This is a genomic window from Chryseobacterium sp. G0162 (assembly GCF_003815715.1).
GTDB lineage: Bacteria > Bacteroidota > Bacteroidia > Flavobacteriales > Weeksellaceae > Chryseobacterium.
The window spans coordinates 2,771,914-2,798,019 of record NZ_CP033922.1 but is presented as its reverse complement, the minus strand read 5'-3'; the positions used below and the strand labels follow the sequence as shown (position 1 = coordinate 2,798,019).

The 26,106-nt window shown below is 36.2% G+C and carries 18 protein-coding genes; 5 read left to right on the top strand and 13 right to left on the bottom strand.

The features are described 5' to 3' along the window. The first annotated feature begins 103 nt into the window (after positions 1 to 103). Positions 104 to 1,522 carry a BspA family leucine-rich repeat surface protein gene (locus tag EG344_RS12790; RefSeq protein WP_123909756.1) on the top strand — a complete coding sequence of 473 codons (1,419 nt, stop codon included), beginning with the start codon at positions 104 to 106 and terminating at the stop codon, positions 1,520 to 1,522. 203 nt (positions 1,523 to 1,725) lie between these two features. Here the strand turns inward: EG344_RS12790 and EG344_RS12785 are convergent, their stop codons facing one another. The 5 genes from EG344_RS12785 to EG344_RS12765 all read right to left on the bottom strand — a co-directional run bounded on the left by EG344_RS12785 (position 1,726) and on the right by EG344_RS12765 (position 7,484). Continuing rightward, positions 1,726 to 2,658 (bottom strand): 2-hydroxyacid dehydrogenase, encoded by a 933-nt coding sequence (locus EG344_RS12785; RefSeq protein ID WP_123909755.1) that lies wholly within the window; start codon positions 2,656 to 2,658, stop codon positions 1,726 to 1,728. Between the two features lie 144 nt (positions 2,659 to 2,802). After that, a complete protein-coding gene (locus EG344_RS12780; RefSeq protein WP_115969889.1) occupies positions 2,803 to 3,354 on the bottom strand; it encodes an acyl-CoA thioesterase in 552 nt (183 codons plus the stop codon). Next, positions 3,342 to 4,094 carry a hypothetical protein gene (locus EG344_RS12775; protein ID WP_123909754.1) on the bottom strand — a complete coding sequence of 251 codons (753 nt, stop codon included), beginning with the start codon at positions 4,092 to 4,094 and terminating at the stop codon, positions 3,342 to 3,344. The genes EG344_RS12780 and EG344_RS12775 overlap by 13 nt, the downstream gene beginning before the upstream one ends. A 176-nt stretch (positions 4,095 to 4,270) precedes the next feature. Next, positions 4,271 to 6,388, bottom strand: coding sequence for a TonB-dependent receptor (locus tag EG344_RS12770; RefSeq protein WP_123909753.1), 2,118 nt, complete (start codon positions 6,386 to 6,388; stop codon positions 4,271 to 4,273). Positions 6,389 to 6,710: 322 nt separating this feature from the next. Continuing rightward, a complete protein-coding gene (locus tag EG344_RS12765) occupies positions 6,711 to 7,484 on the bottom strand; it encodes a WG repeat-containing protein (protein ID WP_228412734.1) in 774 nt (257 codons plus the stop codon). A 292-nt stretch (positions 7,485 to 7,776) separates the two neighbouring features. Between EG344_RS12765 and EG344_RS12760 the strand changes: the two genes are divergently transcribed. Together EG344_RS12760 and EG344_RS12755 are read left to right on the top strand one after the other, a co-directional pair. Further along, positions 7,777 to 10,560, top strand: a complete 2,784-nt coding sequence (locus tag EG344_RS12760; protein ID WP_123909751.1) for a bifunctional aconitate hydratase 2/2-methylisocitrate dehydratase — start codon at positions 7,777 to 7,779, stop codon at positions 10,558 to 10,560. A gap of 319 nt (positions 10,561 to 10,879) precedes the next feature. Next, the gene (locus EG344_RS12755) at positions 10,880 to 13,147 is read left to right on the top strand and encodes an aconitate hydratase (RefSeq protein WP_123909750.1); all 2,268 of its coding nucleotides are present in this window, start codon (positions 10,880 to 10,882) and stop codon (positions 13,145 to 13,147) included. 255 nt (positions 13,148 to 13,402) lie between these two features. On the opposite strand, the gene EG344_RS12750 is transcribed toward EG344_RS12755, so the two are convergent. After that, positions 13,403 to 14,077, bottom strand: a complete 675-nt coding sequence (locus EG344_RS12750) for a LytR/AlgR family response regulator transcription factor (RefSeq protein WP_123909749.1) — start codon at positions 14,075 to 14,077, stop codon at positions 13,403 to 13,405. Continuing rightward, positions 14,070 to 15,077 (bottom strand): sensor histidine kinase, encoded by a 1,008-nt coding sequence (locus tag EG344_RS12745; RefSeq protein WP_123909748.1) that lies wholly within the window; start codon positions 15,075 to 15,077, stop codon positions 14,070 to 14,072. The genes EG344_RS12750 and EG344_RS12745 overlap by 8 nt, the downstream gene beginning before the upstream one ends. Before the next feature lie 265 nt (positions 15,078 to 15,342). Here EG344_RS12745 and EG344_RS12740 point away from each other — a divergent pair, with 265 nt between their 5' ends. Beyond that, positions 15,343 to 17,469 (top strand): TonB-dependent receptor domain-containing protein, encoded by a 2,127-nt coding sequence (locus tag EG344_RS12740; RefSeq protein WP_123909747.1) that lies wholly within the window; start codon positions 15,343 to 15,345, stop codon positions 17,467 to 17,469. A 389-nt stretch (positions 17,470 to 17,858) separates the two neighbouring features. Beyond that, complete coding sequence (locus EG344_RS12735) at positions 17,859 to 20,090, top strand: outer membrane beta-barrel protein (RefSeq protein ID WP_123909746.1); 2,232 nt, start codon at positions 17,859 to 17,861, stop codon at positions 20,088 to 20,090. A gap of 193 nt (positions 20,091 to 20,283) precedes the next feature. Here EG344_RS12735 and EG344_RS12730 read toward each other — a convergent pair whose 3' ends face one another. The 6 genes from EG344_RS12730 to thiC form a co-directional block, all read right to left on the bottom strand. Then, positions 20,284 to 20,994 carry a HesA/MoeB/ThiF family protein gene (locus tag EG344_RS12730; RefSeq protein ID WP_123909745.1) on the bottom strand — a complete coding sequence of 237 codons (711 nt, stop codon included), beginning with the start codon at positions 20,992 to 20,994 and terminating at the stop codon, positions 20,284 to 20,286. A gap of 22 nt (positions 20,995 to 21,016) precedes the next feature. Then, positions 21,017 to 22,135: a 2-iminoacetate synthase ThiH gene (gene thiH / locus EG344_RS12725; RefSeq protein ID WP_123909744.1), complete on the bottom strand. Its 1,119-nt coding sequence runs from the start codon at positions 22,133 to 22,135 to the stop codon at positions 21,017 to 21,019. An 11-nt stretch (positions 22,136 to 22,146) separates the two neighbouring features. Further along, entirely contained in the window at positions 22,147 to 22,923 is a 777-nt protein-coding gene (locus EG344_RS12720; RefSeq protein WP_123909743.1) for a thiazole synthase, read from the bottom strand. Then, the gene (locus tag EG344_RS12715; RefSeq protein ID WP_123909742.1) at positions 22,916 to 23,536 is read right to left on the bottom strand and encodes a thiamine phosphate synthase; all 621 of its coding nucleotides are present in this window, start codon (positions 23,534 to 23,536) and stop codon (positions 22,916 to 22,918) included. The genes EG344_RS12720 and EG344_RS12715 overlap by 8 nt, the downstream gene beginning before the upstream one ends. A gap of 165 nt (positions 23,537 to 23,701) precedes the next feature. Then, complete coding sequence (locus tag EG344_RS12710; RefSeq protein WP_123909741.1) at positions 23,702 to 24,289, bottom strand: thiamine phosphate synthase; 588 nt, start codon at positions 24,287 to 24,289, stop codon at positions 23,702 to 23,704. Then, a complete protein-coding gene (gene thiC, locus EG344_RS12705) occupies positions 24,286 to 26,097 on the bottom strand; it encodes a phosphomethylpyrimidine synthase ThiC (protein ID WP_123909740.1) in 1,812 nt (603 codons plus the stop codon). Before thiC ends, EG344_RS12710 begins: the two co-directional genes overlap by 4 nt. Between the last annotated feature and the right edge of the window lie 9 nt (positions 26,098 to 26,106).

Here is a 26,106-nt window from a genome sequence, read left to right as displayed (position 1 = left end):
TACATACACAAAAAAAAATAATTTGTACTTAATTTACATTTTTAATTTTCAATTAATGTCTTATTTATGGGAAATATGTATTTTTACAACCAAAAAAAAATAAATGTTGAAAAAAATTTACTATTTCTCTTTCTTCTTTTTGGTCATGAATGCTCTACAGGCACAGTCTCCACTTATATTAAAATTTTTAGTGAGCGATGCTAGCAACCCAAAAATAAAATTAAATACTCAAGGCATCTACAGCTATTCATATGTAAAGACCAACAATTCTACTATTACAGGTAATGGAACAGGAAACACGGGCTTAACAGAAATAAGCGTTCCCTCAATAGGAACCTATAATGTTTCAATAATGCCAACTGGCACATTTAGACTTAACTCTGGAACTGACGCAGATAAAGTTGTAGAACTAACACAATGGGGGCAAATTACCTGGAATACTAATTTATCAGGAATGTTTTCGGGATATGCAAATATTCAAATTACGGCAACAGATATTCCTGATTTTTCAGGAGTTACCAACCTTAGTTCGTTCTTTTCAGGGTGTACAAACTTATCAATTGTAAACAATATTAATAACTGGAATGTTGGCAACGTGACTAATATGAGTAGTTTATTTTTTAATGCTAAAGCTTTTAATAAGCCAATTGGTAATTGGAATACATCAAAAGTTACAGACATGAACCAGATGTTTTTTTATGCTGACGCCTTCAATCAGGATATTGGCAATTGGAATGTTTCCAATGTAACCAATATGAGTTCCATGTTTAATCGTGCTAAAGCATTCAACCAGAATATTAATAATTGGAATGTTTCAAATGTTCAGAATATGTCATTGATGTTCGAAGCATCTCAGTCTTTTAACCAGCCATTAAATAACTGGAATACTTCAAATGTCACAAATATGGCTCAGATGTTTTCTTATCCAAGTTTTAACCAAGACATTTCCTCTTGGGATGTTTCTAATGTTACAAACATGTCTTACATGTTTTGGTCTAACAATAATTTTAATAAGAATTTAGGCAATTGGACACTTTCTCCAATAGTCAATTTGACAGAGATTTTTGGCTATAGTGGCTTAGATTGTGGAAATTATGGGGCAACATTAAAAGGCTGGGCTGAAAATCCTAATTCTCCACTTGGGCGACTTGTCGGAGCAGTTGGAAGAACTTATGGCAATGGCGGCCAAATATATCGTAATCAATTAATTAATGATAAGGGTTGGACATTTGTTGGAGACAGTTTTTCTCTAAACTGCTCGGAACCTTTGTTACATGTTGAAGAAATAAAATCAGGCAAAACAAAATTACTACTGTACCCAAATCCTGCCTCAGAAATGATCTTTATAAAATCAGAATACATAACTAAATCAGTACAAGTTTTAGATGCTTCAGGAAAAGTATTGATCAAAGTTGGAGAAACCAATCAATTAGACCTGCGAAAAATTCCTACTGGAACCTATTTTATTAAGATTGCAACAGCCGACGGATCTGAGAGTACACATAAACTCATAAAAAAATAAACAACAGCAAATTTCCTTTGCTATATAAGTATACCAGTTTTTGGGCAATAAACGGCAAAGCACAGATCTTTCGATCTGTGCTTTTTTATAATTTAAAATTTAAAAATATTGTTTACTGAAACTCATATGGAAACCTTACGTTAAAAATAGATTTGCAACTATATTCTAACATAAATCAGTAATTTCAGTAGGGATTATATTAATTAGCTTGCAAATTTTCCAACAATCTTATCTACAATAAACTGAGCTAATTTTTCTTTACTCTGATGCGTCCAGCCAGCAATATGTGGAGTAACTATTGCTTTTTCTGATCCCAGCAGATATTGTAAATCTTCATTTTCAATTTCAAGGTGCTCAAAAGAGGACTTTTCATATTCCAATACATCTAAACAGGCTCCTTTTACTTTACCCGACCTCAACGCTTCTACTAAACTTTTAGTTTGTACGTTTTTTCCTCTTGCCGTATTGACAAAATAGAAATCATTTTTCATCTCAGAAATAAATGTTTCATCAATAAGATAACGAGTTTCAGAAGTTAAGGGAATATGTAAGCTCAACACTTCGGCAGATTCCTTTAGCTCTTCTAAAGTAACCTGAGTAGCAAACTCATCTTCCAATCCCGGAAGAATATCATGGAAAATCACTTTACATCCAAAACCAGAAAGTCTTTTAGCCGTAGCCTTCCCCATATTTCCGTATCCGATTAAACCTACAGTCTTCCCAAGTAATTCATCACCTCTGTTTTCTTCACGTTTCCAAATCCCATTCTTCACTTCCTGAGAGGCGATGAAAAGCCTGTTCATAATGATCAACAACATTCCTACTACATGTTCTGCGACTGAATCTCTGTTTCCCTCCGGAGAATTAATTAATTGAATGCCTAATTTTTCAGCGACAGGAATATCAATATTTTCCATACCAGCACCTACCCTTGCAATAAACTTCAGATTTTGAGCCTGCTCAAGAAAATTTTTATCTAAAGGAATACGGCTTCTGATGATAATACCATCATAGTTTTTGATCTTATTACAAACCTCATCATAAGTAGAAGTAAAGTCTTCTTCCAATATAAAGCCTTTAGCTAAAAGCTGTTCGGTGATGAGTGGGTGATTTTTATCTAAAAGGAGAATTTTCATAGTTTAAACACAAATGTCAAGAATTGATTTCACAAAATAACACCATCATCATTTCAGAGAAAGGTGTCTGTAATTGTATTATATGGATATAAAAACAAAATGCTTTTAATTTGGATATTCCAGTATTAAAAGCATTTTAAAGTCTTATTTTTTATCTTTTTTTGAAGATTGTGGTTCTTCCGGCTCCTGGAATAATTTCTTAAGCTCCACAGATTCCAAAGGTTTCATTCTTCCGGAAAGAATTAATGAAAGTTCTTTTCTACGGAAAGCCGCTGCATATCTTTCTTTTTCATCTTCTGTTTCAGGAACCATATCCGGAATTGGAATAGGACGGTTGAATTCATCTACTGCAACGAAGGTATAAATTCCAGAATTGGTATGAATTTTTTTCTGATTAATCGGATCATCAGACCATACATCCACATATACCTCCATAGAAGTAGAGAATGCTCTAGAAACTTTAGATTCCAGCACAACAACTCCCCCTTCAGGAATCGGATGATTGAATGAAACGTGGTTTACAGATGCTGTTACTACTCTTCTTTCACAGTGTCTAGCTGCAGAAATAGAAGCACATCTGTCCATTTTTGCTAAAAGTTCACCACCAAATAGGTTTCTTAGAGAGTTAGTTTCGTTCGGAAGAACGATATTGGTCATAATGGTCAGGGATTCTGACGCTGTTTTTATTTTTGCCATTTATTCTTAGTGTTTTTTGGAGCAGCCGGAACTGGTTTAGTCGTTTTTCCGGCAGGTTTTGCCAATGAATCTTTCTTCAGGGAATCTGAAACCGGAGGTTCAGGAGTATGAACCATTACTTTCACGGTATCCTTTACAATTCTATGGGTAGAAGTCTGTACAGAAACTTTGTTAAAGGATTTCTTTCCAAAGAGAAGTTCCTTTTGGGTAAATGCGAAGTATACAATACCTAGAATCGGAATTATCAGTAGAAAGAACCAAAGAATGGTCTTCTTAAACTTATAATCCTTTTCGCGATTTTCTGAAGTATTTACTTTCTCTCCATTATTAATGTCGGAGAACCTGATCTCTTCTAATCCGAAAAAATCCGGACGTCCTGCTTCTACTCTTTTTCCTTTGAAATGAGTATGTCCTTCTTCAGTAAAGATGGTTCCCAGATTTTGAATGTCAAGAACCTGTTCTGCCTGAAGCTTTTTCTTCCAAAAATCAGTCTGTATCTTCAGATCACTTCTGGAAGCCTCTACAGACATTTGTTTTTCTTTAGCAATATAAACGGTAAGATCTTCAGCCTGTACTTCATAGTCAATTGTAAACTCAATCTGACTTGCAGGAGGCAGGATACTTCCGTTTTCTGAATTGATAATTGCCTTAGAATTTTTCAGAGAAAACACCCCAAAGCCTGGAACCGTGACAGTTCCAAATTGTTTTAAATATTCTAAAATGTATGCTGAAATATTCATTTGGCAGCAAATTTATAACTTTTTCATGACTTTTTGAAGATATTTAACGCATATAAAAAAAGACTGCCGAAGCAGCCTTTTGAGTATTTCATATTAAAATAGGTTCACTATTCATGATCTCTAATCTCTTTCAGGGTAAATTTACAATTCACTTATTTACATTCAGTTCTTTCAATCTATTGAATTTTCCAACTGATTCCAAACATGAAGTTTGTTCCTGCCTGTGCAAAGTAAAGTGGACTTCCATCTTCACTCACAGAACCATTATTCACATACTTTTTATTGAACAGGTTGTTTACCAATAGTTTTAGTGCAATATCATTGTTCCCAATTTTAAACTGATACTGTGCATTAAAATCTGTCAGTAAATAATCTTTAAGCTCTAGATTTTTGTCTTCCGTATTATCCAGGTACTGCTTTCCAACATACTGGTTCATTAAGGCAAACTGGAAATTTTTATTTGGATTAAACTTTATGCCCAAATTAGCAATCATATTCGGAGAAAATGAAATTTGAGTATTTCCTAAACTTACAGGTGTTTTTCCAATTTCAATATTAAAATCCTGATTTCTGTTCTGGCTTAAGGTAATGTTACCGGAAACCTCCCATTGTTTTGAAAGCTTTGCCAAAGCACCAATCTCCACACCACGTCTGTAACTCTTTCCTGAATTGCTTCGGATAAATGCCCCCACACTGTTAAGTTGTCCATTCAAAACCAACTGATTCACATAATACATGTAATAAACATTCGCTGTCAGGGATAAAAATCCAAACTGCTTTTCTAAACCGGCTTCAAAATCATGAAGCTTTTCAGGCTTCACGTCATTGTTAGCCATAATATCTGCTCTATTTGGTTCTCTATGAGCATGAGCATAAGACAAGAATATCTTTCCACCCTCTATTTTATAATTCACCCCCGCTTTAGGATTGAAGAACAGCCAGTTTTTATCCAGGTCAGCACCATCATCGTCTCCAGCCATGATGACCTTAGTATTATAGTTAATGCTTCTAAGCTGTAAATCTCCAAAGAACTCAAAATTATCCATTCTGTATAAGGCCTTGGCAAAACCAGAAACTTCATTCTTTACAGAACGATTTCTGTAATATTCACTTTCATGGATCTGTGGATAAAAAACTCCGGTAACGTTTCCGTAATGCCTTCCATAGTACTGATTGGCTACTGCTCCAAAGTTCAGGTCAAGATTTTCAAACTTCCCATAAAGCGTAGAAACAACTCCATAGAAATCATTATTTAACCATTTTTTTCGGATAAAATCTGATTTGGTAATCGTTACCCCATTCTCAATAATATTAGGCAGTTGATATTTAGAGAAAGAGCTTGCTTGCTTATAGTTTTCGTAATATCCCTTTCCTTTCGTGTAGTGGAAAGTTGTTTCAAGATTCCAACGGTCATTGAATTTCTGTTCCCAAAGTAACTGATAATGATTCTGTCTGTAGTTATCCGTTTCATTATCATAGAATCCGGTAATATTCCCATTAGCATCCACAATTTTACCCGAATTGTTGAATCTTGGATTGGTTTCCCACATTTCTCTGCTGATTCCGTTCCATGCCTGATATGTTTTTTCTTTCCCACCAAAAGCCATTAAACGCAATTTGGTTTTTCCTTCTTCAAATAAGGCAGTAAAGTTGTAAGAATGCAGATCAGAAGAAGCTCTGTCTATATATCCATCCGAATGAATATTGCTGTACCTTCCCATTACGGAAAGACGGTTCTTCCAGAATTTCCCGGAACCTACCTCAGCTGAATATTTATAGGTATTAAAAGAACCATAACTATCATCGGTTTTAAAATAAAATTTCTCTTCCGGCTCCCTTGAAATCACATTGATACTTGCTCCAAAAGCTGAAACTCCGTTATTGGAAGTTCCAACTCCTCTCTGAATTACAATCTGTGATGCCGAGCTCGTTAAATCCGGAACATTCACAAAAAAAGTCCCCTGACTTTCTGAGTCATTATAAGGAACTCCGTTCATCATCACGTTAATGGCTGTTCCGGAGACCCCACGAATTCTAAAACCAGTATATCCTACTCCGTTTCCGGCGTCCGAGGTCGAAATTATTGAAGTTTGATTTTTCAAAAGAATAGGGAGATCCTGTCCCAGATTTTTACCATCTAAATCTTTCTGAACGTTGATAATTTCCTTAGCAACAGGAAGTCTTTTGGTAAAGTTAACCGCTTCTATTTCCCTGATCTTCAGAGAATCTGTGTTTTGAGCCTGCATAAAGGCTACAGAGCCTACACTAAGCCCTAAAAAAAATAATCCTTTCATTCTATAAATCTTTAACATTTAATGAATAAAAGGGGATCGATAAGATATTATACAAATTCAACTCTCAGTAAAGTTGATGTCCCTAAACAGCATTACCTGTTCCAGGTTCAGTGGGTATAATCTCAGCCTGTTAAAGCACCCCTTTATTTCAGCCGCGAAATTACGAAAAATATACGAGATGCAGGTTTTCGTGGTACAGGATTCGAGGTTTAAGGTTACAAATTATAATAAAGGCGATTATCAGAAGGTTTATTGTATAAAAAAATTAGAGTTATAAATAATGAATCACTATTATTGATCAATAGTATTCATTGTTTATGTTCTAGTATGTTTTGTTATTCGCGTCTACATAATAATAGTTTTTGCCATCTTTTGTCACTTCAAACATCTTCCCTAATTTCCAGCTGAAGTTTCTTTTAATGTTTGAATATTCGAAAGGAATGATAATTTTATTATTAACATCAATCACGCCGAATTTATCATTGTTTGAAGCCACAATCATCGGATCTGCAACATCATCTCCTTCCATAATGTAGAGATACTGATATTGCGGATAGATCTGATACTGGCGATAGTCTGCAGCATTCACGAATTTTGATTTTTCAATAATTCCATAGAAACCATTCAGAACATAGGCTTGAAAAAGTTGTTGCTTATACTCTTCAAACTTACATTTTCCTAAATCCGAATCTTTAAACTGATACACTCTTTTTCCGGAGTGGTCTACTCGATAAGAAATCATATTTTTTTCTACAGTTGCATAGTCTTTTGTTCCAAATTTTCTAACTTTTTCATTCGGCGAATTCAAAAGATTACAGTCTTCATAAAAAAATACAGCAATATGGTATTCAGGTTGAATGATGAATTTTCTGTTTTGATTGACATACCCGAAGCTATCCCCTTTCTTTTTAGGGATCAGAAGGGGAAGATCTTTATTGAGAACGACAAGATCAGGATTATGCCTGATTACGGCATTTTTCTCCTTTTTCACAGCGGATTTTGTAACATTTTTCGCTATAGGTTTTTTCACAGATTTAGCCTGAGAGAAAATAGAAATCGAAATAAAAATGCACAAAACATTCAGGATATTTTTCATATTCACCATTTGACTGCAAAATTACGACCAAAAATAGAAATTATCAAATTCATATTTATAAAGAATCTAAATAATTTCATTCTCATAAAATCGTAAAATTTCGTAATTTTGGGGAACATTTTGAATTGTTTAATAATTTAAAAAACTTTTAAAAAAGAGTGTAGATTATGCTGACCTTATTGGATTAATGTTGCATCCCATGCGAGATCTCAAAATGTCATTAATTGTATTTATACAGACCAGTAAAGAAGCAGCGAAATATTCTGCCTTTTAATATTGAAAGACTTCTATTATGAATATTTATAAGGATTACATCAAAGAGATTGAAGAAAGAAAAGACCAGGGGCTTCATCCAAAGCCAATTGATGGTGCTGAATTACTAAGCGAAATTATTGCACAAATCAAAGACTCAGGTAATGCAGATCGAACGGACTCTCTTAAATTTTTCATCTACAATACCCTACCAGGAACTACAAGTGCAGCAGGTGTAAAAGCTAAATTTTTAAAAGAGATCATTCTAGGTGAATCCGTAGTAGAAGAAATCTCTCAGACTTTTGCTTTCGAATTATTATCTCACATGAAAGGAGGTAAATCAATCGAAGTATTATTAGACTTAGCTTTAGGTAATGATTCTGCTATTGCTCAGCAAGCTGCAGAAGTTCTTAAAACACAGGTTTTCCTTTATGAAGCGGATACCAACCGTTTAAAAGAAGCATACAACAACGGAAATGCAATTGCTAAAGAAATTCTAGAAAGCTATGCACAAGCTGAATTCTTTACTAAACTTCCTGAAGTCGCTGAAGAAATCAAAGTCGTTACTTTTATTGCTGGTGAAGGAGACATTTCTACTGATTTACTTTCTCCGGGTAACCAGGCACACTCAAGATCAGACCGTGAGCTTCACGGTAAATGTATGATTACTCCTGCAGCTCAGGAAGAAATCAAAGCTTTACAGGCACAACATCCTGATGCAAGCGTTATGCTTATCGCTGAAAAAGGAACCATGGGTGTAGGTTCATCCAGAATGTCTGGGGTAAACAATGTGGCTTTATGGACTGGTAAACAAGCTAGCCCTTATGTTCCATTTGTAAATATCGCTCCAATTGTAGGAGGAACAAACGGTATTTCTCCAATCTTCCTTACTACTGTTGACGTTACCGGAGGGATCGGTGTTGACCTTAAGAACTGGGTGAAGAAAGTAGATGAAAACGGAAATCCTGTTCGTAACGAAAATGGTGATATCGTTCTTGAAGAAGCTTATTCAGTAGCTACAGGAACTGTATTAACGATTAATACAAAAGAAAAGAAATTATATAACGGTGATCAGGAACTGATTGACCTTACCAAGTCTTTCACACCACAAAAGATGGAATTCATCAAAGCTGGTGGATCTTACGCCATCGTATTTGGGAAGAAACTACAGACATTCGCAGCTCAGACTTTAGGTGTTGAGGCTCCGGTTGTTTTTGCTCCATCTAAAGAAATTTCTCACGAAGGACAAGGTCTTACAGCTGTTGAAAAGATCTTCAACAGAAATGCTGTAGGAACTACACCAGGAAAAGTATTACATGCTGGTTCTGATGTACGTGTACAGGTAAACATCGTTGGATCTCAGGATACGACGGGTCTTATGACTTCTCAGGAGCTTGAATCAATGGCTGCTACTGTAATCTCTCCAGTGGTAGACGGTGCTTACCAATCAGGTTGTCACACGGCTTCGGTTTGGGATAAAAAAGCACAGGCTAACATTCCTAAGCTAATGAAATTCATGAACGATTTCGGATTAATCACGGCTCGTGACCCGAAAGGTGAATACCACTCAATGACTGACGTTATTCACAAAGTTCTTAATGATATCACTGTAGACGAGTGGGCAATCATCATTGGTGGTGACTCTCACACAAGAATGTCTAAAGGAGTTGCTTTCGGAGCTGACTCAGGAACAGTTGCACTTGCATTAGCTACAGGTGAGGCATCTATGCCAATTCCTGAATCTGTAAAAGTAACGTTCAAAGGAGAAATGAAACCTCACATGGATTTCCGTGATGTGGTACATGCTACTCAGGCTCAGATGTTGAAGCAATTCGGAGGAGAAAACGTATTCCAGGGAAGAATCATTGAGGTTCACATCGGAACACTTCCTGCTGACCAGGCATTTACCTTTACAGACTGGACTGCTGAAATGAAGGCTAAAGCATCTATCAACATTTCTGAAGATAACACCCTAATCGAATCATTGGAAATTGCTAAAGGCAGAATCCAAATCATGATCGACAAGGGAATGGATAACCATAACAAAGTTCTTCAGGGATTAATTGACAAAGCAAATAAGAGAATTGAAGAGATCAGATCTGGTGAAAAACCAGCACTGACTCCTGATGCAAATGCTAAATATTACGCTGAAGTGGTTGTAGATCTTGATGTCATCGTAGAACCTATGATTGCTGACCCGGATGTAAACAATGATGATGTATCTAAGAGATATACTCACGATACTATCAGAGATCTTTCTTACTATGGTGGTGAGAAAAAAGTAGATCTTGGTTTCGTAGGATCTTGTATGGTTCACAAAGGAGACCTTAAGATTGTTTCTCAGATGTTGAAAAATCTTGAAAAACAAAATGGTAAAGTAGAATTTAGCGCACCACTGGTTGTTGCTGCTCCTACTTATAATATCATTGATGAGTTAAAAGCTGAAGGTGACTGGGAATTATTAGAAAAATATTCAGGTTTTGAATTTAATGACAACGCTCCTAAAGGTGAGGCTCGTACAGAATATGAAAATGTAATGTATCTTGAGCGTCCTGGATGTAACCTTTGTATGGGTAACCAGGAAAAGGCAGCAAAAGGAGATACTGTTTTGGCTACTTCAACCCGTCTTTTCCAAGGAAGAGTAGTAGAAGATTCTGAACGTAAAAAAGGAGAATCTCTATTGGCTTCAACTCCGGTTGTTGTTCTTTCTGCCATCATCGGAAGAATCCCGAGCATTGAGGAATACAAAGCAGCAGTTGAAGGGATTGACCTGACAACTTTTGTACCTTCTATTAAGGAATTAACAAGTACAAGCGCTCACTAACAGCATTGATAAATTAGTCGCAAGACTATTGAAAATTATATAAATGAAAGATTTTAGTCCTTTTAGGATTTAAAATCTTTCATTTTTTTTGTTTAGAATCGTTCTATTTTAAGTTAAATACGATTTTTTTCCGAGAAAATCGAGAAAATAGAATCTATTTTTTCTTAAATTGAAAGTTATAAAATCTCTTGGTTTTATATTCAGAATCAGCCTATTCATAGATTATAGGAACGTTTTTTGATGTATAAAAAATGGTTTTTCTTTTTTCAAACAGGAGAAAAGGAAACATTAATGGAAAAAGAACAAAACTAAATACGATATGACTTTTGATATTGATATGATCAAAAAGGTGTATGAGCGCTATCCTGAGAGAATTGCTTCGGCAAGACAAATCGTGGGAAAACCTCTTACCCTTTCAGAAAAAATTCTTTACACCCACCTTTGGGAAGGAAATGCTACACAGGCATATGAAAGAGGAAACTCTTATGTAGATTTTGCACCGGACAGAGTAGCCATGCAGGATGCAACAGCACAAATGGCGCTTTTACAGTTCATGCAGGCTGGAAAAACCAAAGTAGCTGTTCCTTCTACAGCTCATGCGGATCACCTGATCCAGGCGAAAGTAGGTGCTGATAAAGATCTACAGGAAGGTATTAACAAAAACTCTGAGGTGTTCAACTTCTTAAGTTCTGTATGTGATAAATACGGAATCGGATTCTGGAAGCCGGGAGCAGGGATTATTCACCAGGTGGTATTGGAAAACTATGCTTTCCCTGGAGGAATGATGATTGGAACTGACTCTCACACCGTAAACGCCGGTGGACTAGGAATGGTTGCTATTGGAGTAGGAGGTGCTGATGCAGTAGATGTAATGGCGGGAATGGCCTGGGAACTTAAAATGCCAAAACTTATCGGGGTTAAATTAACCGGTAAAATGAACGGCTGGACTTCTGCTAAAGATGTGATCTTAAAAGTAGCAGGAATTCTTACTGTAAAAGGAGGTACAGGATGTATTGTAGAATACTTCGGTGAAGGGGCAGAATCTCTTTCTGCAACAGGTAAAGGTACCATCTGTAATATGGGTGCTGAAATCGGAGCTACCACTTCTACTTTCGGTTACGATGATTCAATGAGAAGATATCTGGCTGCTACTGGAAGACAGGATGTAGTGGATGCTGCTGATAAAATAGCTGAACACCTAACAGGTGATGCTGAAGTATATGCCAACCCTGAACAATATTTCGATCAATTAATTGAAATAAACCTTTCTGAGCTGACTCCACACTTAAACGGACCTTTCACTCCGGACTTAGCGACTCCAGTTGCTGAATTCAGAGCTAAAGCTGAGGCTAACGGATGGCCATTAGAAGTGGAATGGGCACTTATTGGTTCTTGTACCAACTCTTCGTATGAAGATTTATCAAGAGCTGCTTCTATTGTAGAAGATGCAGTATCCAAAGGAGTAAAGCCTAAAGCAATCTTAGGAATTAATCCAGGTTCTGAGCAGGTGAAATTCACAGCAGAAAGAGACGGATTCTTAGATTCCTTCAGAAAATTTGAAAATGCAAGAATCTTTACCAATGCTTGTGGGCCATGTATCGGACAATGGGACAGAGAAGGGGCTGAAAAAGGAGAGAAAAACTCTATTATTCACTCTTTTAACAGAAACTTTGCGAAAAGAGCTGATGGTAACCCCAATACTCATGCATTTGTAGCGTCTCCAGAAATGGTAGCAGCTGTTGCGATCTCTGGTAGACTGGATTTCAATCCGATTACTGATACTTTAACAAACCAAGCAGGTGAACAGGTAAAACTTAACGAGCCTAAAGGTTTCGAATTACCTGCAAAAGGATTTGCTGTGGACGACAACGGATATCAGGCTCCATCAGAAGATGGATCAAGTGTTGTTGTTAACGTAAGTCCTACTTCAGACCGACTTCAATTATTAGAGGAATTCCCGGCTTGGGATGGTAAAAATATTACCGGGGCTAAAGTATTGATCAAAGCTTTCGGAAAATGTACGACCGACCATATTTCTATGGCTGGGCCATGGTTGAAATACAGAGGTCATCTTGACAATATTTCCAACAACATGCTGATCGGAGCTGTAAATGCTTACAATATGGAAACCAACCACGTTAAAAATGAATTAACGGGTGAATATGGTGAAGTTCCTGCTGTACAAAGAGCTTACAAAGCTGCAGGTGTTCCAACTATTGTTGTAGGAGACCAAAACTATGGGGAAGGGTCTTCAAGAGAGCACGCTGCTATGGAGCCTAGACACCTTGGTGTAAAGGCGGTACTGGTAAAATCATTTGCGAGAATCCACGAAACTAACCTTAAAAAACAAGGGATGTTAGGGATCACTTTTGCTAATGAGGCTGATTATGACAAGATTCAGGAAGATGACACTGTTAATTTCTTAGATCTTGACCAGTTTGCTCCAGGCAAGCAATTAACACTAGAGTTCGTTCACAAAGACGGAACAAAAGATATCATTATGGCTAACCATACTTATAACGATCAACAGATTGATTGGTTCAAAGCTGGTTCTGCCCTAAACTTGATTAAACAACAAGAGAAATAAGAATTAATTGTTAGATCGATTAATAAAAAGACGGCTTCTATTGAAGTCGTCTTTTTTGTTTTTATTACTGAATATTATTATCAAATTTCAATGGGAATGGACTTTTCCGCTTTCAGAATTAATAAAAATACTATTGGATATAGTCAAAACCTAACATCTGCTTAATCTCCGAAATCTGCGTGAGAATAAATTTTTAAATTTCTCGCAGATCTTACAGATTACGCATGTTTTTAATGATTGGATCTTTCTTCTGACCTATTTCAATCTCTCTAATAAATTAGCTCTATAACTATCCCCTATTGGAATTTCCTGCTCTGATAGCACCAACTTTTTAGTCCCGATACTTTTAATTTTATCCAGATTAATGATAAAAGACTTATGAATTCTTACAAATTTATCCGAAAGCTGGTTTTCCATAGATTTAAGCGTATCCAGAACAATATATTCTTCTCTGTCTGTTCGGATATTCACATAGTCTTTAATACTTTCAATATAAAGGATCTCATTAAAATTGATACGATGCTGCTGCCCTGAGGATTTAACGAAAAAATGAGCATCTTCCTCCTGAAAAGAAAACCGTTCCTGAGCTTTCATAGCACTTTTCAGAAATCTTTCAAAAGATATGGGTTTGAGAAGGTAGTCAACGATATTATGTTCATAGCCTTCCAATGCGTATTCAGAATAGGCAGTTGTTAAAATATACTTTTGTTTCGCCCCTACAATCTTCATAAAATTGATTCCTGTAAGCTCCGGCATCTGGATATCCAGAAAGATAAGGTCTGAATCATTATTCTGAATATATTCTAATGCCTCAATGGGGTTTTCTGCGGAAAAAACCAGTTCAAGAAAAGGAATTTTCTGCATGTATTGTTCAAGAAGTGAAATAGCCAGAGGCTCGTCATCAACGATGATACATTTTATTTTATTCATCCCGCAAATCAATTTTTAAATCTACAATAAATTCCGTTTCCGAATCGTGTATGTTCAGCTCATGTTTCGGGTACAGGATTTCCAGTCTTTTCTTCACATTCTGAATTCCAATTCCTGAGCTGAAATCTTTCATTTTATCATTCTTAAAATTTAAAAGATAAAAATGCAATAGTTTATCCTGATCGGAAATTTTCAACTCGAATCCTTTGCCACGAAAATCACCATGTTTAAAAGCATTTTCTACAAAGGGCACCAAAAGCATAGGTGAAATATTCAAATGAGGGTCATGAATATTTTTTTCCACCAGAATAAGTTCCGGGTTTCTAAGCCTCAACTTTTCCAGTTCAATTAAACTGTCGATATAACCAATTTCCTGATCCAGAGTAATAGAGTCTTTTTCAAGATCTTTTGTGCTGTATCTCAACAATTGTCCGAGTTCTTCAATTGCAGGTAATGCTTTCTCTGATTGCTGATAGACTAATGAATAAATATTATTTAAGGTATTAAAGATAAAGTGAGGATTGATCTGGGTTTTCAGAGCTTTCAGTTCTGCATTTTTCTTTTCTTCCACAAGCTGAAGCCTTTCTTCATCAAGCGAAGAATATATCTTAAACAAACAGAAAACCGTACTGATAAAGATAGACGTTACACTATTATAAATATTATCAAAAAAATAATACGCAAATCCTGTTCCTTCAGGATAATTAAGGATTCCGAAAAAATGTTTCAACACTATTTCTTCAGTAAAATAACGTACCAAAACAAAGCAGGTTACACTGATAAAAAAACCAAGAATAGTCTTATACAGCCTCTTAATGTCAAAAAACCGGTAAACAATAAAAAAGTAATTGAAATAAAAACATATAAAACTGGTCATAAAGTAAGTCAGTCCCAAGATAAGATACTCTTTATGATAAATAAAATAAGGAACAATAATAGTCCCCACAAAATACATCGTCCAATAAAAGATATGCAGAAAAAGCAATTGTTTTTGTTTCATATGTTAGCTATTCATAATTTTTTAAAAGTTATATGCAATCGCGTCATCTTTATCAGTGTTTGCATTTACAAATCATGACGATTTCATAGTACAAAAATAACTGATCAACCTCATCAAAAGTGCGGTTTTCGATAAACCTGCTCATTTTATCGATGAAAATAAGTTCACAGATTAAATTTCCCCCTTTATCTAAAGGCCATTTCAGAGCAAAATCATTGCTAATACCTTTGCTTCAGAAAATAACAAAACAGAACCTGATACACTCATGAAACAGCATATTCTTCTTATCACTACTTTATTAAGCTCTTTTGCGGTAGGACAAACGAAAGATTCAGCCAATCAGGTAAAAACTATTGAAACGGTTACAGTAAACGGTAAGAGAGCTTTAGTAGAGCGTAAAGTAGACCGTCTTGTTTATAATGTTCAAAACTCTATGTTATCCAACGGGAGCAGCGGAGCTGAAGTACTGGCAAGCACTCCCTTACTGAAAGTAGATGAAGACAAAGGAATTATTTCAATTGCCGGAAAAAATGGTGTTTCAGTAATGGTGAATGACAGAATGCTTAATCTTTCGGGAGCTGAACTTACGAATTACCTGAGAAATCTTCGTTCAGAAAATATTTTAAAAATTGAAGTAATTACTACTCCACCTGCAAAATATGAGGCCCAGGGAAACAGCGGAATTATCAACATTGTATTAAAAAAGAATGTAGATCTTGGCTGGAGCGGTTATTTAAACACTTATTATAATCAAAGAACTTATGGTGGTTTTGGCGGTTCATCAGGAATCAACTATCAGGATAAAAAGATACAAGCCACAGTAAAGTTTCAGGGATTTGATACGGCAAAACGTTCGGTAGAAAACTTTCAGATTGTAGGAAAAGAATCGTCTTTCAGCAGAGATGAAAGAAGGGATATGTATAAAGGTCTTGGACTTAATGCTAATGTTGATTATTCTCTTTCTGATAAATCTTCTGTAGGATTCATCTATGATATCACAAAAGGAGATCTTGATATGGATATTTATTCTACACAAAATTATTTCAGCGGAAATACCCCAACTCTATTAACAGAAACAGATTCTAAACACCGTTCCACTTTTACCACTCAAATGCTGAACACTTATTTCGATCATAAATTTGGCGACCATAAACTAAGCCTTGGATATAATTATTATGGAAATGTTCCGGATACCCAGGTCAATTTTATCACAACAGATCTTTCAGACAAGTCTAAAGAAACGGTTCGAAATCTGTCTGCTGTAGATTATAAAATTTCATCCGCCCAGGCAGATCTTATCTTAAATTTTAAAAAGCTGCAGGTAGAAACCGGAGCCAAATACAACCAGTTCTCCAACAATTCAAACATTGAATATTTTGATCTGAAAAATAATAATTATGAAATTGACTTGGGCAAAACCAATCAGTTTGAATACAATGAAAAAAATTATGCAGCCTATATCAGTGCCAGTAAAGACTTTGGTGAAAAATGGTCCGCTAAGGCAGGGCTCCGTTATGAATATGTTCAGACCAGCAGCTTCTCTCCTACCACAGAGTTACTGACTGAAAACAACTATGGAAAGTTTTTTCCAACTGCTTATATTTCATATAAAGCCAATAGCAGCAGCCAGTTCAGTCTAAACTATTCCAGAAGAATTAGCCGTCCGAATTTCAATGCTTTAAATCCGTTTAGATGGTATTCTAATCCTCGTAGCTATTCTACAGGAAACCCAGAATTGCAGCCATCATTCAATGATAATATTGAGCTTAATTATATTTTCAAAAATAAGTTTTCTGCCAATCTGTATTATCAGAAAACAACCAATAATTATGGCCAGATATTATTTCTTAATGAAAAATCTGTTACCAGCAGCTATTATAATTACTACAATCAGGATACTTATGGTATCAATTTCAATTACACAGATACCTTCTTTAAATTCTGGGAAACCAATATCTCTACTTCTTTTAGTTATAATGAAACACAAGTTACAAGATTCAACCTTATCCCAAAGAGTGGGCAAGCATTTTATTATTCTTTGAAAAATACTTTTCAGCTTAATAAGGCTAAAACATTTTTCCTGTTTGTGAATTATTGGGAATCATTACCGTCCAGGGATGGAAATACCTATCAGAAAAATATGGGGAGCCTGGATACCGGATTAAAAATGAGCTTTATGGAAAAAACATTACAGGTAAACGTTTCCGTAACCGACATTTTTAGACAGGGCAGATTCATAGGAGATGCTTATTATACCGATAATACCCAGTCATTTAATAATTATTGGGATGCCAGAAAACTGAATGTAAGTGTGACCTATAATTTTGGAAATCAGAAAGTGAAATCCAATACAAGGGCTGTTGATTTTGAAGAAAAACAAAGGGCTCAATAACTTAAAAAACTTTTAACCTTCTCTATATAAAAACTAATAACCATGAAAGTTTTAATTAACCAAGAGAGTTAAAAGGTTGAAGGCTGGAAGTAAGAGGCTGGAAGTTAATTTTAGTCAGAATAATAACTGATTATAACCCTAAAACAATCTTTAAAAAAGGTAAAAAACACAATAATTTTAGGTCTTATAACTTTCAGCTACCAGCTTCAAATTCATTGGTTCAAATAAAAGGTTCTTTGACAGATAACATTGATTATTTTTTGTAGCTCAAAATTATCTTCTACAACTAAATAATGGCTCATTGGTTTCTAAGAAATATGTAAAATTCTCTAAGTATCTGTAACAAAGTCTCTTTTTTAGCGTCTAACCGGATAGTAGTAAAAAACATTATGAAAAAAACTCTATTCGCTATATCACTGGTAAGCTCAATATTCGCTTTTTCTCAGGAAAAAAACAATAATAGCACCAAAGAAAAACAGATTGATGGCATTGTGATCACCAAAACTAAAAAAGCCGTTGAACAAAAAGCTGACCGTACAATTTTTGATTTTTCTGAACAACCCCAGCTAAATAACGGAAACGTGCTGGAAGGAATTAAAAAACTTCCGGGGCTTGTAGCCACAGACATCGCAGGGATGATGTATCAGGGAAAAATGCTGGAAGTATACCTCAACGGAAGACCTTTGAACATTACATCTAATGATCTTACTGCTTTCCTTGAAGGAATGCCGGCCAACTCTGTAGAAAGAATTGAAGTAATTACCCAACCGGGCGCTGAGTATCCTGCCACTTCAGGAGGCGCCATAATGAATATCATCACTAATAAAAACGCCAATAAATATTTAACGGCTACTTATTCAGGGAATTATTCTTTCACTAATTATGATCAATACAGAAGCAGAACGACCAATTCTGTTAATTTAAATGCAAGAAATAAATATTTCGGATGGCAGCTGAATGTAGGACAAAATTACCGTGAAAGTATGCTGAATGGCCAGCAGGATGAACTTTTAACAAGTCATACCGACAGATACGCACGTGGTTATTTTGCGAAGTCAGGATTAAGTTTTGATCTGGGACAGGACAGATTATTATTAAACTACGATATTTATCACAATAATAATGACAACTACACCTTAAGTGACGGGCATGGAGATTTACCTTTCAAGAGGGATCTGAATGATTTAAGAGAAGCTTTTTATAATTCTTCGGATGTTGCCCATACCAATACTTTAAGACAGGAAGCAGTAGTAACCTACCAGAAACGCTTTGCTGACAAATCTCAAAAACTTGATTTCCAATTTGGTTACACCAGATCAGATAATAAATTCTCTCAGGATAATTACTTCCAGGATGGTACATTTGTAGACTACCCCAATGTACCTCTTGATAGCCCGACTAATGGTTTAAAAGATATTCTGAACAATAAATCTGTAATGAATATCGCCAATTTCAAAGTAGATTATGCACAGCCTATCAAGCTTCTTGATGGCGGAAAAGTAAGCTTTGGAGGATTGTATGAAAAACAGAATTACGATACAAAAAGTTTTGGTTTAACCAATCTTGAATACCAGAGACAAACGGCTTCTACTTATCTTGAATTTCAGGCAAAACTGAAAAAATTTGATTTCACATTGGGTACCCGTGCTGAAAATTATGATATTTCAGGAGTTACAAGGTATTTTGATAAAGACAAAAAGTTGAAGGAAGCTGATCTGATCCCTTTCAATAAGTTTAAGTTTTTCCCGAATGCCAGTGTACAATATAGCATGATGAATCAGGTTTATATTGCTGCAAACTACAACCGGAAAATAAGTTTACCGAGCATTTCTGCCCTGAACCCGAATAACGTAACATTCTCCGGACCCAGTACGGAAGTAAATGGTAACCCGAATCTACAGCCTACTATCTTTGATAATTATGAGATAAAAATATCAGCTTTTGATTATGCTTTTATCGGGTATAGTGTAAGCTCTGCAAGCAATCAGGTAGCTCAGATCATCAGAAAAGACGGAAGAAAACTTTTCAATGAGCAGGTGAATATTTCGAATATGAAAATTCACAACTTTAATATTGGATTACCGGTTCCTTTTATGCTTTTCACCAAACCTTTAAAGGATGTCATGAAGTTTAATTTTAATCCCGATAAAATTAATTTCATGTACTTATATGCCGGATATCAGAAACATGACATTGACAATCTGAATAATAAAGGGTTCTGGATCTTCAATATTATGACCCAGATCATTTTACCTAAAGATATCAAGCTGACGGCTAATTACAGCTATCTGACTCCAAAGGCAGGATATTTCTACTTTACCGCTGAGAAACCATTCAACAACTCACTGGATATTACCCTGACGAAGAAATTTATGAATAATCGTCTGACACTGTCTGTTTTTGCCAATGATATTTTCAACGGACAGATGATGCAGGTACGTTCTAATCCACCGTCAGGAAACCCGGTAATGATCAGCAGTAAATATGACACCAGAAACTTTGGACTTTCCATTAATTATAAAATCCCGACAAAAAATAAACTGGCAAAAGAGGATCCGAATATCCTGAACCAGACGAAAAAAGAGGATAACGGCGGAGTTATACAGCAACCACAGCAATAGATTAAATAATTAATAACCAAAAATGAGGCAGTGATACGATTACTGCCTCATTTTTTATTTCTATTGATTTTATAATAAGTTATATATCACGTAGATTTAGCTGATAATGCAGATTTTTTTACCAAACATCACCCGCCAGAATCTGTGAAATCTGTGTGATCCGCGAGAAATAAAAACATCCTCAGAGCATTATCTAAAAATCTAACGTTTGAAATCTCCAGTTCAGCGTATCAATCAATGTTAATTGATTAAGATTGACAGGAAGGTTGGTAATTATTTTCAAAGCTTGAAGTGCCATCATACTGCCTATAATTCCCGGTAAAGCACCTAAAACTCCCAAACTATCACAATCCGGCATTTCCTCATCAACAGGTGGTTCAGGAAACAGATCCCTTAAGTTCTTACTTCCTTTATGGTTGAATATGGCCAGCTGTCCGGAAAATCCTAAGATACTTCCGTACACCAATGTTTTCTCCAATGCTACACAGGTATCATTTACCAGATATCTTGTTGAGAAATTGTCTGATCCATCTACAATAATATCGTATTGGGAAAGAATTTGTGAAGCATTGACTGCGTCAATCTTTTGCTCAATTCCTATTACTTTTACCTGATGATTAAGGGTATTCACAAATTTCTCAGCACTTTTGATTTTCAATATTCCTATTTCATTTTCATTATGAATGATCTGGCGATTCAGATTATGAAGCTCCACCTGGTCAAAATCTGCTATTCCAATGGTTCCTACTCCTGCTGCTGACAGATATTGGATCACTGGGCTCCCCAACCCGCCGGCACCTATAACAAGTACTTTTGATGCCATTATTTTCTTTTGTCCTTCCAATCCTATTTCATCAATAAAGATTTGGCGACTGTATCTTTTAAAAATATCTTCGCTTTGCATATTAAACAATCATCATTGAAATTTAAACTCCACTGTAAACGGAATCCCAATCCTTCATCACAGGATCATACCCTGCTTTTTTAATCATATTCTTTATTTCCTCCATGCTTCTTTCATCACTGGTTTCAAACTGTTCCAATGATTCTTTATCTACAGCATATCCGCCCGGATTGGTTTTTGAACCCGCACTCATCGTGGTAGCTCCTAATGTTACAATATGGTTTCTAAAGGTTTCATTCTCCCTGGTGGAGATTGATATTTCAAGATCTTCATTCCAGATTCTGTAGGCACAGATCAGTTGTAGCAAATCCTTATCTTCCATAACAAAATTAGGTTCAATAATTCCTTCTGCCGGCCTTAATCTCGGAAATGATACTGAAAACTTGCTTTTCCAGTACTGTTTCTGCAGGTAATCGATGTGAAGAGCATTAAAGAAACTGTCTACACGCCAATCTTCCAGCCCAAGTAAAACCCCTAGACCCATTTTATGAATTCCGGCTCGGCCAATTCTATCGGGAGTATCTAAACGAAAATGAAAATTGGATTTTTTACCTTTCGGGTGATATTCTTTATAGACTTCTTGGTGATAGGTTTCCTGATAGACCAACACCGAATGCACACCCTCCTCATGAAGAAGTTTGTATTCTGCCTCCTCCAAAGGCTGTACTTCAATAGAAATATTGGAAAAATGGGGCTTCAGTAGACGAACGGCATTCTGGAAATAAGGAATACCTACTATTTTATTGGCTTCCCCACTCACCAAAAGAACATGGTTCACTCTCATCGACTTTAAAACAGAAGATTCTATCATCAGCTCTGTATTAGAAAGTGTTTTTCTCTTGAGATTGTTATCCAGACTGAATCCGCAATACGTACAGATATTCTGACACTCATTGCTAAGATACAATGGAGCATACAACTGAATTGTCTTTCCAAAACGTTTCTGAGTAAGAGCTCTTGTCATAGTAGCCATAAGTTCCAACTCTTGTGAAGCTGCCGGTGAAAGCAGATTCAGAAAGTCATCCAATGTTTTATGTCTTTTCTGGAGACTGTTTCGAACCTCGAAGATTGTTACTTTTTCAAGTCTGGCTTTTATCTCATCCCATTGGTACTTCTCGAAAACCTCCTTAAAACTATTCATTATTCTGATTTTTATTCAAATAAAAACGAAGTTAATGGGCTTGATGCTTCAGCATGATTTGCTATTGCTCCCAATCCTGATTCAAAGGCTCTTCTTCCGGCAATCACCCCTTCTTTAAAAGCCACAGCCATGTTCACCGGATTTCGTGCTACTGCAATGGCGGTATTAACCAAAACGGCATCGGCTCCCATTTCCATAGCTTTTGCTGCATCAGAAGGTGCTCCTATTCCCGCATCTACCACCACAGGAACCTTGCTTTGACTGATGATAATTTCCAGAAAGTCCAGGGTTCTAAGTCCTTTGTTGGTTCCAATAGGTGCTCCTAAAGGCATTACCACTGCTGTTCCTGCATCTTCAAGACGTTTGCATAAAACAGGATCTGCATGAATATAAGGCATTACTACAAAACCTAATTTCGCCAATTCTTCGGTGGCATATAGTGTTTCAATAGGATCTGGCAATAAATATTTCGGATCCGGATGAATTTCCAGCTTTACCCAGTTCGTTTCTAAAGCTTCTCTGGCTAATTGTGCTGCTAAAACTGCTTCTTTTGCTGTTCTAGCTCCTGAAGTATTGGGCAAAAGATGAACATTTGTGCCTTTTAATGAGCCAAGAAGATCATCTTCTTGTGATTGGGCATCAATTCTCTTTAAAGCCATCGTAACCATATTGGATTCTGATGCCACCACAGAGGCTGCCATATCTTCAAGACTTCCGAATTTTCCTGTTCCTAAAAATAATCTCGATTCAAAGGTTCTGTCTGCTATTATTAATTTTTGATTATGCATATATCATTGCTTTTTTAAATTCATTAATGATGGACGGCTGGTTGGTAATCTGACCTGAAACCGCTACTCCGTATATCCCGATCTGCTGTAAAAGCTGGATATCTTCAAGATTTACTCCTCCAATGGCAAATATTTTAGGAATCTCCATTGATTTTTCCTGAAGCTGGTCTATAATTTCCTGATAGCCTTCAAACCCAAGAATAGGGCTGAGCTTTTCTTTTGTAGAAGTGAATCTTAATGGCCCCAAACCAATATAATCACATGATTCATTTATTCTTTGAAGGACATCTGAAATGGTATTCGCGGTTCCACCAATGATTTTATGTTCACCTAAAATGAGCCTGGCTTCATCAGTAGAACCATCGCTTAACCCTAGATGAACTCCATCCACATCTATTGTCTTTGCCAGTTGAACGTTATCATTAATAATACAAATAGACTGATACTCTGAACAAAGCAGCTTTGAAGCTTCACAAAGGTTTATTAATTCATTTTCAGGCGCATTTTTCCAACGGACTTGCACCCATTTTATCCCATTATCTAAAGCTTTACGGATATTCTGTTCCTGCTCTTTCCTTGTATTTCCTTGTGATATGTATTGTAATTTTTCCATATTGACTATGAATGTCTTCCCAATAAAGAGGGATTGCTTTTTAAAAATTGTTCGGTATATAATTCTCTTTTTTTACAGGCTGTTTCCAGAATTTCATCTTTTGTAAACTCTCCTGCAATGGCTGAGGATAGGCCTCATATTGAAGCGGGCTTTGATAGTAGATAATTACAAAAGGACCTTGTCCCTGCATTTTCTAAAAACATGTATAGGTTCATCACTCTCCCAAATTGCGCCTAATAAAGCCACACCATTCACTCCAAGATCGAAGACTTCCTTAATACGATGAGAATCAATTCCTCCCAAAGCAATCAGTTTTACATCCGGATTATTTCTTTGTTTTAAACTTTCAATAACTGTTGAATCAATTCCATATCCTTTTTTGGAAATACTTGGAAAGAATGGACTTATGAAAGCATATTCCCATTCTTTTTCCAGAGCATTATAAGTAGTGATCTCATGAACAGAAGTTGAAATCGTATTACCATTCATAAAAGGTTTGTATCTTCTTACTTTTCGGTCTTCTTCTCTAAAGTGTAATCTTGAAATTCCATAGTTTTTTCCAAGCTCATAATGATTATGCAGTACCAATTGAGCATAAAATGAAGGATCAATACTATCAATAAATTCAGTCATTTCTTGTGGGTTGGTCCAAGGTTTCCTGATATGAAGCAAATCAAGCCCATCATGAAACATTTGATTGATAATCCCTGATTCATTCGGAACTATGGTTTCAGGAGTGATGACGAGAATCATATATAAATTTCCTTTCCTTTTTCAATAAACTCTTGTGACTTGTCAAACATTCCTTTCTCTGCAGACTCACGAATTTCCTGTGTGATTTTCATAGAGCAGAATTTTGGCCCGCACATCGAACAGAAATGGGCAATTTTAGCTCCATCAGCAGGAAGTGTTTCGTCATGATAAGCTCTGGCGGTATCCGGATCTAACGAAAGATTGAACTGATCTTCCCATCTGAATTCGAATCTCGCTTTACTTAATGCGTTGTCTCTGTATTGCGATCCCGGATGTCCTTTTGCCAAATCCGCAGCATGGGCTGCTAATTTGTAAGTAATTACCCCTACTTTTACATCGTCTTTATTCGGAAGACCTAAATGTTCTTTCGGGGTTACATAGCAAAGCATTGCACATCCAAACCATCCGATCATTGCTGCTCCAATTCCTGAAGTGATATGATCATAGCCTGGTGCAATATCTGTAGTTAGGGGACCTAAAGTATAGAAAGGTGCTTCATCACATACTTCCAATTGTTTCTCCATGTTTTCTTTGATCATGTGCATCGGAACGTGTCCAGGGCCTTCAATCATCACCTGTACGTTGTGCTTCCAGGCAATTTTTGTTAGTTCTCCTAATGTCTCCAGCTCTGCAAACTGAGCCGCATCATTGGCATCAGCAATAGATCCAGGACGTAAACCGTCTCCTAATGAAAAAGCCACATCATACTTCTTCATGATCTCGCAAATCTCCTCAAAATGAGTGTATAAAAAGTTTTCCTTATGATGATACAAGCACCATTTTGCCATAATAGAACCCCCTCTGGAAACGATTCCCGTTACTCTGTTTGCTGTCAGGTGAATATATCTTAATAAAACTCCGGCATGGATGGTAAAATAAGAAACACCCTGTTCTGCCTGTTCTATCAAGGTATCTTTAAAAACTTCCCAGGTTAAATCTTCAGGTACTCCTTTTACCTTTTCAAGCGCCTGATAAATCGGAACAGTACCAATTGGAACCGGACTATTTCTGATAATCCATTCTCTGGTTTCATGAATATTCTTTCCTGTAGAAAGATCCATAATGGTATCTGCACCCCATCGGCAAGCCCACACTGCTTTTTCCACTTCTTCATCAATACTTGATGAAACCGCACTGTTTCCGATATTTGCATTGATTTTTACCAGAAAATTTCGTCCTATAATCATCGGTTCACTTTCCGGATGATTGATATTATTCGGGATAATAGCTCTTCCTGCAGCAATTTCATCCCTTACAAACTCTGGAGTAATTTTGCTTTTGGGAGTATTCGCTCCAAAGCTGTTTCCGATATGTTGACAAGCCATTTCTTTTGGAACCGTCGCAAGCTGTTCTATTCTTTGGTTTTCTCTGATCGCAATATATTCCATTTCAGGAGTAATGATTCCCTGTTTTGCATAATAAAGTTGAGTCAGTTCCTTACCATCCTGAGCAACTTTAGGTTTATGATCGTAAGAAAAACGCAATTCATCAAGCTTTGGATCTGCCAGTCGGGCTTTCCCATATTCAGATGTAATTCCTTCCAGAATCGTAACATCTTCTCTGTCCAGAATCCATTGTTCTCTTATTCTTGGAAGTCCTTTCTGAATATCAATGATTGCATTTTCATCGGTATAAGGTCCTGATGTATCATAGATTGTTACCGGAGCATTTTCTTCAAAATTTCCATTAGTCAGCTTAGTAGGGCTAAGTTGTATTTCACGCATTGCTACATTGATAGGATGAATTTTTCCTTCAACATAAATTTTCTTTGAGTTCGGAAATGGCGAACATGTAATTGAATGAGCCATAAATATGGG